The organism is Sulfobacillus sp. hq2, assembly GCF_002903155.1.
Lineage (GTDB): Bacteria > Bacillota > Sulfobacillia > Sulfobacillales > Sulfobacillaceae > Sulfobacillus > Sulfobacillus thermotolerans.
This window is the reverse complement of record NZ_NWUL01000031.1, coordinates 419,061-433,814: the sequence shown is the minus strand read 5'-3', so window position 1 is coordinate 433,814 and position 14,754 is coordinate 419,061. Positions and strand designations below refer to the sequence as shown.

Sequence of the window (14,754 nt, the reverse complement as noted above, 5' to 3'; positions counted from 1 at the left end):
CCCACACCCTCGTTTGCAAAAACTTCGCTTAATAGGCTCGGGCAAACAGCGCGCGATAACGACTAGTCTGACCGCACACAATGCAGTGACCCGTTACCGGCTCTTCGTTAAATGGCAGGCACCGAATCGTCATGCCCGTTTCCGCCTTCAAATGGTCCGCGCATGTCTCGCTTCCACACCAGTCTCCACGGAAAAAGCCTCGATATCCATTTTGTGCCATTTCTTGGTAACTTTCAACAGACATCGTATGCGACTCACGAAATTCCAATGCCTGCCGAAACAACTCAGATTGGATAGCATCTAAAAGGTGTTGCACGGTCTCCACCAATTGAGATTCTGATACGCTCAGCTTTTCTCCCGTATCGCGGCGAGCCAGGACAACTTGTTGTTTCGCTAGGTCTTTAGGCCCCAGCTCCACCCGCAAAGGCACCCCGCGCATTTCCCAATCATTAAATTTGTATCCCGGGGTAAATTCATCCCGGTCGTCTAGCTTGACCCGAAACGCATTGGCCAATTGTGCTTCCAATGCTTTAGCGTGCGCGACAACGGCTTCGCGTTCAGCCCCTTTCCCAATCGGGACAATCACCACTTGAATCGGCGCAATTTTGGGTGGCAACCTTAGCCCCTTGTCGTCTCCGTGCACCATAATCACGGCACCAATTAAACGTGTAGAGCTTCCCCATGATGAAGTCCAGCCGTACTTCAATTCCCCATCTTCATCGAGATACTGAATCTGAAACGCCTTTGAGAAATGCTGCCCTAGAAAATGAGAGGTCGCAGATTGCAACGCGCGTCCATCACCCATTAAGGCCTCTAAGGTGTATGTATCGACAGCGCCCGCAAAACGTTCCCCAGCACTCTTAACGCCCGCAATGACAGGCACGGCTAAATATTCTTCAATAACTTCACGGTAAATTTCCAACTGCTGAAGCGTCTCCGCCAATGCCTCATCCGCTGTGCGGTGTACCGTATGCCCTTCTTGCCACAGAAATTCGGTCGTGCGTAAAAACGGTCGCGTCGCTTTCTCCCACCGCAGCACGTTGGCCCATTGATTGATTAGTACCGGGAGATCCCGGTAGGAGTGGATCCATTGCGCATACATCGCGCCGATAATCGTTTCCGAGGTGGGGCGAATCGCTAAACGTTCGGCCAATTGCTCGTTACCGCCCATGGTCACCCATGCGACTTCCGCTGAAAATCCTTCTATATGTTCTTCTTCTTGTGCTAGCAAATGCTCCGGAATTAAAAGAGGAAAATAGGCGTTTTGATGACCCGTGGCTTTGAAGCGCCGATCCATCTGTTCTTGGATAAATTCCCAGATGCGATAGCTATAGGGCTTCATGACCATAAAGCCCTTCATCGGCGCATAATCCACCATATCCGCCTTACGAATAACATCAACGTACCATTGTGAGAAATCACTTGACTTCGGGGTGATCTCCTTGAGAACTTTTTCCACCCACGCGAACCTCCTCGGCTGCATCCAAAATTTCTTTCCATAATTCTTCGACCATGTCCTCTTGGTCAACACGCCGGACAATTTGTCCATGCCGGAAAATCAGCCCCATATTTTTACCGCCCGCTAATCCGACATCGGCCTCGCGAGCCTCGCCTGGCCCGTTTACCGCACAGCCCATCACTGCCACGGTCACGGGTTCTTTAATAACGGCGAGCCGCCGTTCTAACTCATTAGTCACCGGCCACATATCAAACTGTAACCGACCACAGGTCGGACAGGCGACAATATTGGCGCCACGTTCCCGCAGCTTTAAACTTTTTAGAATTTCCCATGCCACCCGAATTTCTTCTTCGCCCGGCCCGGTCAAAGACACTCGAATCGTATCGCCAATGCCATCGGCCAATAAAGAGCCAATGCCGATAGCCGACTTTATCGTGCCTTGAAACAAGGTTCCCGCTTCCGTGACGCCCAAATGGAGAGGATAGTCATGACGCTGTGCCATTAAGCGATACGCGGCGACCATCGTCGGAACATCTGAAGCTTTCAAGGACACCACAATATTATCGTAATCTAAGTCGTTAAGAATTTGGATGTGATGCTCTGCCGACTTCACTAGGGTTTCTGCTGTGCGCCCATAATCTTGCAACAGCCCCTTCTCAATCGATCCTGAGTTCACCCCAATGCGAATGGGAATTTGTCGCTCTTTCGCAGCCTTAACGACTTCTTCCACCCGTTCCCGTGCGCCAATATTGCCCGGGTTAAGCCGTAATTTGTCGATTCCTTGCCGAATGACTTCTAAGGCCAACCGGTAGTCAAAATGGATGTCAGCAACAACAGGAATTGGAGAGCGCTTGACAATTTCCCCAACGGCTTGCGCCGCCTCGTGGTCTGGAACAGCCACCCGTACAATCTCGCAGCCTACGTCCACATAGCGAGCGATTTCTTCCAACGTGTTTTTTACGTCGCGAGTATCCGTCTTGGTCATCCCTTGGACAACGACCGGAGCGCCTCCACCAATCACCACATCACGCACTCTTACCGCTTTACTCATATGGGCCCGAATGATGTTCGGGCACACCCCCCTTTTTTGTCGGTCGACGATACTCTTATCTTATCATGCCCTTGCATATCAAGCATGGAATAAATGTTCGACCTCACGAAAGGTCACAAACAACACCAACGCCATCAGGATAATAAAGCCCACAAAATGAATCATGTTTTCGTGGTCAGGATCCATGGGTTTCCCACGAATCGCCTCAACAATAATGAGAAATAATCGGCTACCATCCAGGACCGGAATGGGCAAAATGTTAAACAGTCCCAGGTTTGCAGACAGTGCCGCGGACAGTAACAACACATCCACAAGACCCGTATGGGCAGCTTGCCCAACAAGTTCTGCAATCCCAACAGGGCCTGTGAGGTCAAAGGGTCCATGCCCAGTCACCAACCGGTACAGAGCCCCAAACCATTGCCCGGACAAATCCACTGTCTGCCTGACACCAGACATCGTGGCCGCGGCAAAATTTTGATGGACCGTGACAAAGGCGGGTTGAATCCCGATAATATACTCTTTCAATTTCTTGTCATACCGCGTCTGCAGTTTGAATGTGCGCCGCGTGTGATCACGCTCCACCGTCACGTTCATCGGATGGTTTTTGTGATTAACAATCGCATGCGCTAACGTTTCCCAATTGGTGATACGCGTTCGGTCGATTTGGATAATCCGATCTCCCGGACGAATGCCGGCTTCATAGGCAGGATAATGGGGAATGGCCTGCTGGACGGTTGTCGTGGGGGTCGGAATACCAACCGGTCCAAAACAGACAGCATACAAGATAGCGGCTAAAATGAGATTCATTATCGGCCCCGCCAGCACCACCAAGAATCTTTGCCAAAGCGGACGATTGGGGTATTCACGAGGATCAGCCGTCTTATTCCCTTCCATACCGGCTAAACGATTATACCCGCCGAGCGGAATAATTCGTAAGGCATAGACTGTCTCGCCCACCCGCCTTTTATATAAGGCTGGACCAAAGCCCACCGCAAATTCTTCGACCCGCATGCCAAAGGCTTTGGCAACCAGAAAATGGCCAAGCTCGTGAACCGTTACCAGCACGCCAAACACCAAAATAATGGCGATTACCGTCGTCATCGGCTGTCCCCCTTAAAGGCGATAACGCATCGCCATGTCTTCTGCTTGCCTCCGTGCCCACCTGTCGGCTTCGAGAATTTGCTCGAGTGCCACCACAGATGTGTTGTCCGTAAACGCTCCCAACACGTCCTTGATAATCTCAACGATGGAAAGAAATCGGATTGACCGACTAAGAAACAACCCGACGGCGACCTCATTAGCAGCATTGAGAACCGTCGGCATCAATCCCCCTGCTATTCCCGCCTGCCGTGCCAAGTCCAATGCTTCAAACGTGTCCGTGTCTGGCTTATCGAATGTCAACGGCTGCTGCGTCAAATCCAAAGCTGGTCCAGCCAACGGCCACCGGTCGGGCCAACTCAGAGCAACTTGGACGGGAACAGCCATATCCGGCCACCCCAGTTGCGCCATGGTCGCCCCATCAACAAATTCCACGAGCGAATGCACAATGCTCTGCGGGTGAATAAGCACTTCAACTTGTTCATAGGGTACCCCAAACAAGTGGTGCGCCTCGATGATCTCGAGTCCTTTATTCATTAACGTCGCGGAATCAATGGTAATTTTCGCTCCCATCGACCAATTGGGATGGCGCAATGCGTCCTCCACCGTAACGGTCTTTAATTCTTCTTTGGTACGTCCCCGAAACGGCCCACCAGAACATGTCAGCAAAATACGCTTGAATGGCTGATTCAGTGCGAGACACTGAAATATCGCCGAGTGTTCACTATCAACGGGAAGAATTTTACGGCCCCGTTGCAAGGCAACCCGCTGAACTAAATCTCCGGCAGCCACCAGCGTTTCCTTGTTGGCCAATAAAATGTCCTTGCCATTCTCAAGCGCGGTTAACGTCGGCATGAGACCTGAAAATCCACTCATAGCCCCAATCACTTTGGTCGCTGGCGAAATCGCGATGGCTTCTAAAATGTCATCCATGCCGCTGATAATGCGAGGGCCTGATTGTCCCTGGTGCTGGTGGCGAAGCTCCGCCGCCTGTTCGCGGTCCGTCAGTCCAATCCAATTAGCATGGAGACGTTGTCCCATCTCCCACAACTTTTCCGCTTGTCGGTGTGCCACTAACCCGTCTACAGCGATTCGGTCGGGTTGCGCCTGAATAACGCGATATGCCGTCTCGCCGACAGAGCCTGTAGCCCCGAGAATGATGATCTGCGTCATAATGTCCTCGCCTTCCTTATTGCGCCCTTATACGCCAATGTCACCCGGAGGGGCAACCAGCACTTCTGCTAAAACCTTGATGACCACGGCAGAAATGGGGCCGAGAATAAACCCTGCCGGACCAAACAAACGCACCCCAAAATATAAGGCTGCCAAGGCCACTAAGGGATGCAGGCCCATGTTTTGTCCGACAAGCCGCGGCTCCGTAAATTGCCGCAACAAGGCCACCCCCAGCATAACCGTTAAAACCTTAACGCCATCCATCATCGCCCCCGACAGAAATGCTACGACCGCCCATGGAGCCAACAATGTCGTCGGCCCCATGTAGGGGACAAAATCCAACAGTCCTGCGAGAACCCCAATCAGCACGGCATACTTAAACCCAAAAAAGATGAGACCCGCCATTGTCCCGAAGGTCGTCAACGCGATCAAGGTCCCTTGCGCCTTCAAAAACCCTAAAGCACCGGCCAAAATGTCGTCATGCACATGATGGACGTAGGGCCTAATAGGCGGAGGCACCCACTTAACGGCCACCTGCAATATGTGTTCCTTATCACGCATCATGAAAAACGCCGCAATTAACGCTACCATTAACATTAACATGCTGTCCGGCAGATGCACGAGAAAATTCCCCAAGGTCCTTAAGATTGATTCGAGGAGCCTCATGACCGAACCTAATTGGCTGTGCCATTCCCCAGGATTTAATCCGAGAACCTGCCGCAATTGATTCCAACCGAATAGTACGCGGCTGGCGATGCGTTCCACAGGCAGAGTCAATGCCGGCAATGTTTTCACCACCTGCGCCAACTCAGTCACCATGACACTCACCAACAACACCACAATGGATAAAAGAGCCACCATGGCCGCACCCAACGTCACAAACGCGGCCATGGCCCGAGACAACCCCCATCGCTCCATCCGATGTACCAGTGGCTCAAGCCATACAGATAAAACAAAAGCCCCTAAAAATGGCATGAAAATCGGACTGTACCATTTCCAGAATGCATAGACGCTAAATAACAAGCCTATCCAAATTAGAAGCATACGCACATAGCTGCCCATCAGCATGGCCTCCATGCAGCTAATGTATGCCCAAGCCTATCAACAAATAATAAGCAATTGGTAAAGCCAATAAAGAAGAATCGAATCGGTCAAGGACACCACCATGTCCAGGCAGAAGACTTCCGGAGTCTTTAACCCCTGTATAACGTTTAATCGCTGATTCTAAAAGATCTCCAATTTGCCCGACAATGCTCACCGTAAAGCCAAATAAGAGGGCGTGCCATACAACAAGATGCAAAAACCAAAAAGCCCCTCCGGCCACAACGACTCCGCTCACGGCCCCGGCCACCGTGCCTTCCCACGTCTTCCCTGGACTTACGCGCGGCATTAATTTATGCCGTCCCCATTGTCGTCCAACAAAAAACGCCGTGGTGTCTGTCGCCCAAATCACCGCAAAAAACACATATGCAAAGACTTGTCCGTGTACCAAATGACGAATCATCGGCAAATAGGAAAAAAATAAACCCAAATAAACCGCCACCCATGTCGTGGTGACGGCCCCTTGAAAGCTTTCCTGCGGCGAGCTTAGTAATGACACAATGGCCACGACAGCCGCGCCTAAGACAAGAACTGGTACCAGCCCTCGCCCTAATCCCACCGCCGCCATAATGCTCCACACCCATACCACCGTTAACCATGGATAAAAAACAATTCCACGGGAGCGGAACATGCGAGCAATTTCAACAACACCAATCGCAGCCAAAATGGCAACTCCACCTGTTAACACCCATCCACCTAAATAGATGAGGAGAACCACTACGGGAATGCCAAAAGTTGCTGTGAGTATTCGCAGTCCCAGCACGCGCGTAACTCCTTATTCCCGAAGGCCGCCGAAACGGCGCACCCGTTGTTGGTAGGCATGTATAGCCTTGTGAAGCTCCGCCGGGTCAAAATCAGGCCACAACGTCTCTGTCACGTATATCTCGGCATACGCGAGTTGCCATAAAAGAAAATTAGAAATGCGCATTTCACCACTGGAACGAATTAACAAATCGGGATCGGGAAGGCCAGCTGTATCCAAATACGACGCCATAGCCGGTGCGGTGAGAAGAACGTTGTCTGTCAGCGAACGGTTGTCCTGAATCCAACGGTTAATAGCACGAACAATTTCATCCCGTCCACCGTAATTAAGGGCCAGATTCAACACCATCCGTGTTTGTTGAGCCGTGGCTTCCATAGCCGTTTGAATCGCCCGCTGGGCGAGCTCAGGCAATCCTGAAATGTTGCCGATGGTGCGGATACAAACACCTTCAGCTTTAAGTTCCTCCGTTTCCGAACGCAAGAACTCCACAAGAAGAGCCATCAGGGCGTCAATTTCGTTTTGCGGCCTCGACCAATTTTCGGTCGAAAAAGCATAGACCGTAAGAACATCAACACCTATGGCTGCACATTCCTTCACAATAGGCTTCAGCGCTTTGACCCCTTGCCGATGGCCCTCTGCCCGAGTCAAGCCTTTTTGTCGTGCCCAACGCCCATTACCATCCATAATGATAGCGATATGGCGCGGCACATTTCCGGATTCGATGAGTTTTTGGCGATTTACTAACGCATCGTGACGAGCCTCAGTTTCCATCCAACCTCCCAACAGATCGACGTATCGCCCGAGCTTCGTTAAGGAGTTAAAATATCCTTTTCGCGATGCTCCGCTAACACATCCAACTCCTTAATAAAGCGATCCGTAAGTTTTTGAACCTCGGTCTGACCACGGCGTTCGTCGTCTTCCGTAATAGTGTGGTCTTTTTGCTCGGCCTTGAGACTTTCCAGTGCGTCCCGTCGAATATTACGAATGGCCACCTTTTCCTCTTCCAAAAGACGACGTAATTGTTTCACTAAGTCCTTGCGCCGTTCTTCGGTCAAGGCCGGCACGCTTACCCGCAGCATGGGACCATCTGATCTCACCGACACCCCAATGTCTGCCTTAATGATAGCTTTTTCAATGGCCGACATCACACTCGGGTCAAAAGGTTGCACAACCAGCATGCGCGATTCCGGGACAGAAATAGCGGCCAGGTGCTGAATGGGGGTCATCGCCCCATAGTAATCCACCGGAATCTTTTCAAGCAGACCCGGATGCGCACGCCCAGCACGCATCGACGATAAATCTCTCTCAAAGGATTCCACCGTTTTTGTCATTTTGCTTTCTGCGTCGGACAGAATGTCTTTAACCACGATGTTCGCTCCTCACAAACGTCCCAATCGGTTCACCTAACACGACTTTGCGGATGTTACCAAATTGATTCATGTTAAACACCACAATCGGAATGTCGTTGTCCATACATAAAGAGGTAGCCGTCGCGTCCATCACCCGTAAGTTTTCTTTCAAAATATCTAGGTAACCAATTTCATCTAGTTTCTTAGCTTCCGGATTCGTGCGCGGATCAGCATCGTATACCCCAGACTCTTTAGTTGCCTTCAACATCACATCGGCTTCAATTTCCGCCGCGCGCAGAGCCGCCGTTGTATCCGTAGAAAAATACGGATTTCCGTTGCCTGCAGCAAATATCACCACACGATTTTTGTCGAGGTGATTAATCGCCCGACGCCGAATATAGGGCTCAGCAACCTCTTTCATCTCGATGGCGGTCTGTACCCGAACGGGAACACCGTGTTTTTCCAATGCGTCCATTAACGCCAGCGCATTAATAACGGTAGCCAACATGCCCATATAATCAGCCGTTGCGCGGTCCATGCCTTTAGAGGAACCCGAGAGACCTCGCCAAATATTGCCTCCCCCGACAACAACCGCAATCTGCACACCTAAACTTAACACGTCCTTGATTTGTCGGGCAATACTATCGACAACAATCGGATCAATTCCATATCCAGCAGCACCCGCCAAGGCTTCCCCAGACAGCTTAAGTACAATACGGTGATATTTGGGCTGATCAGCCATTGTATTTCCTCCATATAACGCCAAGATAGGAGGGGACGCTCCCGCCCCCTCCTTCAAAGCATTTAAACTGGTACTCCTGGGAGTTCTTCACCGCGCTCAAACCGAGCAAACCGGCGAACCACAATATGTTCTCCCAACCGGGCAATATGCTCTTTCAATAATTGGTCAATCGTTACATCGGGATTCTTCACATACGGCTGATCTAAGAGACAAATCTCTTTATAAAATTTTTCTAGTCGCCCCTCGACCATTTTCTCGACAATGGCGGCGGGTTTACCCTCATTCTGCGCTTGCGCCATTAACACTTGCCGCTCATGTTCAATGTCTTGAGCTGATACCTGATCACGGCTCACAACACGCGGATTAGCGGCTGCAATATGCATCGCAATGTCATGCGCCAAGTTGTGAAAGTCAGGAGTATTGGCCACGAAATCTGTTTCACAATTGATTTCGAGCAACACCCCTATGCGACCTTGGAGGTGAATATAGCTCTCAATCAATCCCTCGTTAGCATCGCGGCCGGCCTTCTTGGCCGCCTGAGCCAGGCCCCGCTCGCGTAAAATATCGACGGCGCGGGCAAAATCTCCGTCCGCTTGCTCCAGAGCCTTTTTGCACTCCATCATGCCGGCGCCGGTTTGTTCGCGGAGTTTCTTAACATCACTTGCGGGTATCACAGAGTATCCTCCTCGTAATGAGAGCGACCTTACGGTCGCCCTCTGGTCCCATCATATTAGGCATGCTTACTGGGCTTCAGCAACTTCTTCTTCAGCAACTCCACCTTGACGACCCTCAATCAGCGCATCAGCCATTTTGGCCGTCAACAATCTTACAGCTCGAATGGCGTCGTCATTACCGGGAATGATGTAATCAATTTCGTCGGGATCACAGTTGGTGTCCACAATGCCGACAATAGGAATGCCCAGTTTGCGCGCTTCCGTGACCGCAATGTGTTCTTTGCGAGGATCCACAACAAAAACCGCTGCCGGCAGTTGCGTCATCCCTTCAATGCCACCCAAATATTTTTCAAGCTTCTCTTTCTGCCGGGTTAACATACTGACTTCTTTCTTCGGCAGACGGTCCCACTGGCCCGAGGCTTCTTGTTCCTTCAATTCTGCCAACCGTTTGACGCGTTTTTTAATGGTGTCAAAATTGGTTAACATCCCACCAAGCCATCGTTGATTGACATAATAATCTCCAGAACGTTGAGCCTCTTCCGCGACAGCTTCTTGGGCTTGCTTTTTTGTCCCAATGAACAGCATACGGCCGCCGCTTGCGCCGATTTGGCGAACGAAATTATAGGCATCATCCACTTTGCGAACAGTCTTTTGCAAATCAATGATGTAAATCCCGTTTCGTTCTGTAAAAATGTAGGGTTTCATTTTGGGGTTCCAACGCCGGGTTTGGTGACCGAAGTGCACGCCCGCTTCTAGCAGTTGCTTCATCGAAATGACAGCCATCATATACCTCCTGGTTTTATCCTCCGCTGCTCCTATCGCTTTTGATCAACACCAGGGAAAAGAACAGCGTGTGTGGTAAAAAATCCTAGCGAATTATAGCACAATTAGCGAATTACGACAAGGTTAGGGAATCGTCACGAAGACCGGTACCGTCAACGGTCCCACCCGTTCAGTCAGGAAAATTTCTTGCGGATGGGACAAAAATACCTTCTCGAGATCGATAGCGAGCGCGACGTGCCCACCACCTTGAGTGAGATAGGCGGTCACGGCCTGGCTCATTTCGGAAAGCAACCGTTCGCGCAAGCGCTGTTCGTTACGTGGATTAATGCCCACGTTAAGGCCATCGACCTGAATATGGACCGTTCCGACGATTTTATTAACAGAACGCACTAATTCCGGACGCATATGTTGTTCCACTGTATTCCCCATCGCCTTCCACTGCGACCTTTGGATTCCTTGGAGGCTCTGTGTCAGCGCTTGCGACACAATAGATACTGGCAAGGTAATGTGCACCCCGCCCGTGACAAGCCAGCTGACCTCTGTCCCCAAAGTCACCATGGCCCCTGCTAGAACACCTAGCCAAAACTTTTTCACGCTCCACCCCATTTGCCTCCAACCTTCCCTAACACTTCCAGTATGGCCCTTAACGATGCGACTCATAATAGAACTGCAATTTGTCCCGTCGGACTATGTGTTCCACAGCCAAAGGAGGCACAGCATGAACAAGCGCACTATTAAACTGTTCACCACTTTAGGGTCCGCAAGCATTCTCATTGGAGGATGCGGTCTGTCTGCCGAACCCCAAAAGCCGGCACCCGTAAAAAAAGCCACGCAAGCCACACGAAAATCCGCCAATAAAGCAGCGACAACCGTGAAAAAGGCGGCAACGGGCGGGGCTACGACCGGTCCTGGAGAACTCAAAGTCATTGCCTTTTATGATCAAACCATGGCCCATGTCAGTCCTAATCCCTTCACGTTTGTTAAAGCCCATCCATCATTGGTGACGTATCTTTCCCCATTTTGGTACGAAGTCACGTCGCAAGGAACAGTCATTGCCAAACCTGAAGGGAATGCCGCGACATTAGCAAAACAAGCCCATTTGCCGCTGATGCCCTTGTTTAACAACTATATGGGTACTGATGGCATGCTCTCAACCGCCGCATTGCGAACACAGGCCGTGGATCAAATTGTCAAGATTGTCACGGACAATCACTACCCTGGCGTACAAATTGATTTTCAGAAACTCAAAGCCGCTGACCGCCCGCTTCTCGTCGATTTTATGAACGAGTTGCATGCAAAAATGCCCAAAAATGTTTCTATTTCCATGTCCGTCGTCCCGCTGACCGCAGGAACTGGGCAATCGGGGGCATATGATCTTAAAGCCTTGTCGGCCGACGTTAACAGCATGGTCTTAATGGCGTACGATTTGCATAGTAATGGCACCGCCCCAGGTCCGGTGAGTCCCTATCCATGGGTCAAGAAGAGTATTGACTTAGCACTGAAAACAGGCATCAAACCGTCGAAATTATATCTGGGCATTGCCGATTACGGCTATTTGTGGAAAGCGGGATCTACGAAAGCTACCACCATTCCATTGAAAATCATGTACCAACACAAATATGGTACCTATACGTGGGATCCCACGGATAAAGAAGCGTATGATAACTATACGCAAAATGGCGTGAAGTACACCTTATGGTTCGTCAATGACCGAGGCGCAGTGGACCGGATTAAGCTCGCGGAAAAGGATCACCTAGGGGGAGTCGGATTCTGGCGCGTCGGATACGAAGATGCCCAATGGTGGAACCGTGTAGCCAAGGCTCTAAAGGCGGCTCCTAAACCTAAAACGTCATCCTCTGGAAAGAAAGCCAGCGCCATGGCACCTGTATCACCGCAACACCGCCAGATCACATGATGGACATCGACTCAGTAATATCGGTAATATCATAAGACACGAACGTGATCAGCCCTTCTAGTCATGATCACGTTCGTGTCCTACCACGAGAATATCAATATTGCTCGTTTGTCGCAAAACTTCGTTGATGACCGACCCCTTAAAGAGCTCTTGCCACCGTGTCCGCAACGATTCTCCCATGACAATTTCTGTCACATGGTGTTCCCGTGCAAAATTGACAATCGCCCGAGGAACGTTATTGTCTCGCAACTCAAAGACTTGCGCTCCTAACTGCTTGGCCAAGTTAATATGCGACGCCAATGCCTGTTCGTCCTTTGTGGGAAACTGACTGCCGTCCGCAGGACGCACGATGACCACATAAAATTCTCCCTTCAATCGCTGCGCGATGCGGTAGCCACGGCGCAGCAAACGCGCACCGTTCGGAGAGGGCGTCACCGCCACCATGATGCGATCATGGGTAGGCCAGGGTCCCTCAATAGCGTGCCGATTCATATACGTTTCTAGACGGTCATCGGTGTCATCGGCGACCGCCCGTAAAGCCAATTCACGCAGTGCCGTCAAATTTCCCGTCCGGAAAAAGTTTTGCAACGCTTGGTCAATCCGGCGTCCTTGATAAACTTTTCCACGTTTTAGCCGTTCAATGAGCGCCTCCGGTGTTAAATCCACGAGACGGATTTCATTTGCTTCGCGAACAATGTAATCGGGGACGGTCTCGCGGACGCGAATGCCTGTGATCTGCCGAACGGTATCATTAAGCGACTCCAAGTGCTGAATATTTAATGTCGACCAGACATTAATACCAGCTGCTAATAAGTCTTCAACATCTTGGTAGCGTTTGCGATTTTTGCAATTATCGGCATTGGTATGAGCCAACTCATCCACCAAGACGACATCAGGTCCTCGCGCCATCACCGCGGCTACATCTAATTCCCCGACCTCAAGCCCCTTATAGGTCCCCTTAGCAAGGGGAACCGCTTCGATGCCCTGGGTGAGCTCCTGCGTTTCTTCGCGGCCGTGTGTGTCGATAATCCCAATAACCACGTCAATGCCCTGGTCCAGGGCGATATGGGCATCTCCCAACATGGTAAAGGTTTTTCCCACTCCCGGTGCCGCACCCAAATAGACCCGATGCCGACCACGACTCATGCGCCGAATATCTTCAAGGATCTCCTCGGGTGTCCTGCGTTTGTAAGTCGATGCCACGAAAGTTCCCCTCTTTCGTCCCGCAACGTGTTATACGAGCGGCAGTTCAACCCGGCGCCTAGGCGATACATCAGAAACGGGCTTTCCCGCTACTTGACCCGCTAAATAGAACGTTTTGGCCTCCGTGATTTTTACGGGCACGAAACGGTCAATTAAGTCCTCGGCGGGATCTCGGGCAACTAATACCACCTTATTAGATTGCGTCCGCCCCGCCCACACGTTCGGATTCTTTTTACTTAGCCCCTCGATTAACACCAACTCCGTGCGTCCGATCAACCGTTGATTAGCCTCCCAGCTAATTTGATACTGAAGCTCCATCAATCGGTTTAAGCGCTCCTTTTTTACAGGATTGGGGACAGGATCGCGCCCTTCCCACCGTGCAGCTGGCGTTCCCTCCCGAGGCGAATACAAAAACGTAAAGGCCGCATCATATCGCACCGTGCGAACAAGGTCCAAGGTTTGTTCAAAATCTTCTTCGGTTTCGCCAGGAAAGCCAACAATAATATCGGTGGTCAGCGTGACATCAGGAATCGCCCGCTTAACTTGATCAATTAGATCCAAATAGTGCTCACGGGTGTACTTCCTATTCATACGTTTCAAGATGGCATTCGAACCGGCCTGCACAGGCAAATGAACATGGTGAGTAATCTTTTCACTCGCCGCAATCACTTCAATCAAGCGCGAACTAAAGTCACGCGGGTGTGACGTGGTGTACCGCAACCACCGCACACCATCAATCTTTTCCAGTTCCTGTAATAAGTCGCCTAAATCTACCGCGGGATTTAAGTCATGGCCATAAGAGTTGACATTTTGGCCCAGCACCGTAATATCCTGGTACCCTTCTCGGGCCAACGACTGCACTTCTTCCACAATAGCAGCGACTTCACGCGAACGTTCTTTTCCACGTGTGAACGGCACAATGCAATACGTGCAAAACTTGTCACATCCGTAAATGATATTGACAAAGGCCTGCACACCTTCAGCACGCTGCGACGGCAAGTGTTCAACAACCTCACCCGCACTTTTCCAAACGTCGACCACCATTTCATCGTGCTGCTCCACTTCGTCCAATAATTTGGGCAGCTCATGCAAGTTATGCGTACCAAAGACCAAATCCACATGGGACGCATGCTTTTTGAGCCAAGCGACCGTTCCCGGTTCTTGAGACATGCACCCCGCCACTGCAAGGCGCATCTGCGGCTTCTCGTCCTTCAACTGCTTTAACTGCCCAATATAACCGAAAGCGTGCTCCTCTGCGCTCCCTCGAACAGCACATGTATTGACAATGATGAGATCAGCCGACGTTTCTTTGTCGGCTCGCTCATAGCCCATCTGCTGTAATTGCCCCGCCATAATTTGCGAGTCTCGTTCATTCATTTGACACCCGTAGGTTCGAATATAAAACTTGGGGGACGCCATAGTTCCTACCCCTTCCTCACAATA

General features: G+C 50.8%; 15 protein-coding genes. 1 reads left to right on the top strand and 14 read right to left on the bottom strand.

Annotated elements, in window-relative coordinates:
* Nucleotides 1–28 precede the first annotated feature (28 nt).
* The 12 genes from proS to CO251_RS09055 all read right to left on the bottom strand — a co-directional run bounded on the left by proS (nt 29) and on the right by CO251_RS09055 (nt 10,799).
* The gene (proS, locus tag CO251_RS09110; RefSeq protein ID WP_369825244.1) at nt 29–1,459 is read right to left on the bottom strand and encodes a proline--tRNA ligase; all 1,431 of its coding nucleotides are present in this window, start codon (nt 1,457–1,459) and stop codon (nt 29–31) included.
* Nucleotides 1,419–2,522, bottom strand: coding sequence for a flavodoxin-dependent (E)-4-hydroxy-3-methylbut-2-enyl-diphosphate synthase (gene ispG / locus CO251_RS09105; protein ID WP_255398127.1), 1,104 nt, complete (start codon nt 2,520–2,522; stop codon nt 1,419–1,421). Before ispG ends, proS begins: the two co-directional genes overlap by 41 nt.
* Before the next feature lie 66 nt (nt 2,523–2,588).
* Nucleotides 2,589–3,611: an RIP metalloprotease RseP gene (gene rseP / locus CO251_RS09100; protein ID WP_103375454.1), complete on the bottom strand. Its 1,023-nt coding sequence runs from the start codon at nt 3,609–3,611 to the stop codon at nt 2,589–2,591.
* A gap of 12 nt (nt 3,612–3,623) precedes the next feature.
* A complete protein-coding gene (gene dxr, locus CO251_RS09095) occupies nt 3,624–4,781 on the bottom strand; it encodes a 1-deoxy-D-xylulose-5-phosphate reductoisomerase (RefSeq protein WP_103375453.1) in 1,158 nt (385 codons plus the stop codon).
* 27 nt (nt 4,782–4,808) lie between these two features.
* Nucleotides 4,809–5,843 carry a sporulation integral membrane protein YtvI gene (ytvI, locus tag CO251_RS09090; protein ID WP_158246255.1) on the bottom strand — a complete coding sequence of 345 codons (1,035 nt, stop codon included), beginning with the start codon at nt 5,841–5,843 and terminating at the stop codon, nt 4,809–4,811.
* A gap of 19 nt (nt 5,844–5,862) precedes the next feature.
* Nucleotides 5,863–6,645, bottom strand: coding sequence for a phosphatidate cytidylyltransferase (locus CO251_RS09085; protein ID WP_103375451.1), 783 nt, complete (start codon nt 6,643–6,645; stop codon nt 5,863–5,865).
* A 12-nt stretch (nt 6,646–6,657) separates the two neighbouring features.
* Complete coding sequence (locus CO251_RS09080; protein ID WP_103375450.1) at nt 6,658–7,416, bottom strand: isoprenyl transferase; 759 nt, start codon at nt 7,414–7,416, stop codon at nt 6,658–6,660.
* 38 nt (nt 7,417–7,454) lie between these two features.
* Entirely contained in the window at nt 7,455–8,012 is a 558-nt protein-coding gene (gene frr / locus CO251_RS09075) for a ribosome recycling factor (RefSeq protein ID WP_103375449.1), read from the bottom strand.
* Nucleotides 8,005–8,736 (bottom strand): UMP kinase, encoded by a 732-nt coding sequence (gene pyrH, locus CO251_RS09070; RefSeq protein ID WP_103375448.1) that lies wholly within the window; start codon nt 8,734–8,736, stop codon nt 8,005–8,007. Before pyrH ends, frr begins: the two co-directional genes overlap by 8 nt.
* A gap of 62 nt (nt 8,737–8,798) precedes the next feature.
* Nucleotides 8,799–9,410 carry a translation elongation factor Ts gene (tsf, locus tag CO251_RS09065; RefSeq protein WP_103375447.1) on the bottom strand — a complete coding sequence of 204 codons (612 nt, stop codon included), beginning with the start codon at nt 9,408–9,410 and terminating at the stop codon, nt 8,799–8,801.
* A 66-nt stretch (nt 9,411–9,476) separates the two neighbouring features.
* Nucleotides 9,477–10,193 carry a 30S ribosomal protein S2 gene (gene rpsB / locus CO251_RS09060; RefSeq protein ID WP_103375446.1) on the bottom strand — a complete coding sequence of 239 codons (717 nt, stop codon included), beginning with the start codon at nt 10,191–10,193 and terminating at the stop codon, nt 9,477–9,479.
* Nucleotides 10,194–10,316: 123 nt separating this feature from the next.
* Nucleotides 10,317–10,799, bottom strand: coding sequence for a hypothetical protein (locus CO251_RS09055; protein WP_103375445.1), 483 nt, complete (start codon nt 10,797–10,799; stop codon nt 10,317–10,319).
* Nucleotides 10,800–10,911: 112 nt separating this feature from the next.
* Between CO251_RS09055 and CO251_RS09050 the strand changes: the two genes are divergently transcribed.
* The gene (locus CO251_RS09050) at nt 10,912–12,108 is read left to right on the top strand and encodes a glycosyl hydrolase family 18 protein (RefSeq protein WP_173677090.1); all 1,197 of its coding nucleotides are present in this window, start codon (nt 10,912–10,914) and stop codon (nt 12,106–12,108) included.
* Nucleotides 12,109–12,165: 57 nt separating this feature from the next.
* Here CO251_RS09050 and CO251_RS09045 read toward each other — a convergent pair whose 3' ends face one another.
* Both CO251_RS09045 and miaB read right to left on the bottom strand, forming a co-directional pair.
* A complete protein-coding gene (locus tag CO251_RS09045) occupies nt 12,166–13,311 on the bottom strand; it encodes a universal stress protein (protein WP_103375444.1) in 1,146 nt (381 codons plus the stop codon).
* A gap of 30 nt (nt 13,312–13,341) precedes the next feature.
* A complete protein-coding gene (miaB, locus tag CO251_RS09040) occupies nt 13,342–14,730 on the bottom strand; it encodes a tRNA (N6-isopentenyl adenosine(37)-C2)-methylthiotransferase MiaB (RefSeq protein ID WP_103375443.1) in 1,389 nt (462 codons plus the stop codon).
* Nucleotides 14,731–14,754 lie beyond the last annotated feature (24 nt).

Bases quoted from the DNA above. Each gene is read 5' to 3' on its own strand.
- rseP (WP_103375454.1), bottom strand. From the start codon at position 3,611: ATGACGACGGTAATCGCCATTATTTTGGTGTTTGGCGTGCTGGTAACG.
- dxr (WP_103375453.1), bottom strand. From the start codon at position 4,781: ATGACGCAGATCATCATTCTCGGGGCTACAGGCTCTGTCGGCGAGACG.
- ytvI (WP_158246255.1), bottom strand. From the start codon at position 5,843: ATGGGCAGCTATGTGCGTATGCTTCTAATTTGGATAGGCTTGTTATTT.
- CO251_RS09080 (WP_103375450.1), bottom strand. From the start codon at position 7,416: ATGGAAACTGAGGCTCGTCACGATGCGTTAGTAAATCGCCAAAAACTC.
- pyrH (WP_103375448.1), bottom strand. From the start codon at position 8,736: ATGGCTGATCAGCCCAAATATCACCGTATTGTACTTAAGCTGTCTGGG.
- rpsB (WP_103375446.1), bottom strand. From the start codon at position 10,193: ATGGCTGTCATTTCGATGAAGCAACTGCTAGAAGCGGGCGTGCACTTC.
- CO251_RS09055 (WP_103375445.1), bottom strand. From the start codon at position 10,799: ATGGGGTGGAGCGTGAAAAAGTTTTGGCTAGGTGTTCTAGCAGGGGCC.
- CO251_RS09050 (WP_173677090.1), top strand. From the start codon at position 10,912: ATGAACAAGCGCACTATTAAACTGTTCACCACTTTAGGGTCCGCAAGC.
- miaB (WP_103375443.1), bottom strand. From the start codon at position 14,730: ATGGCGTCCCCCAAGTTTTATATTCGAACCTACGGGTGTCAAATGAAT.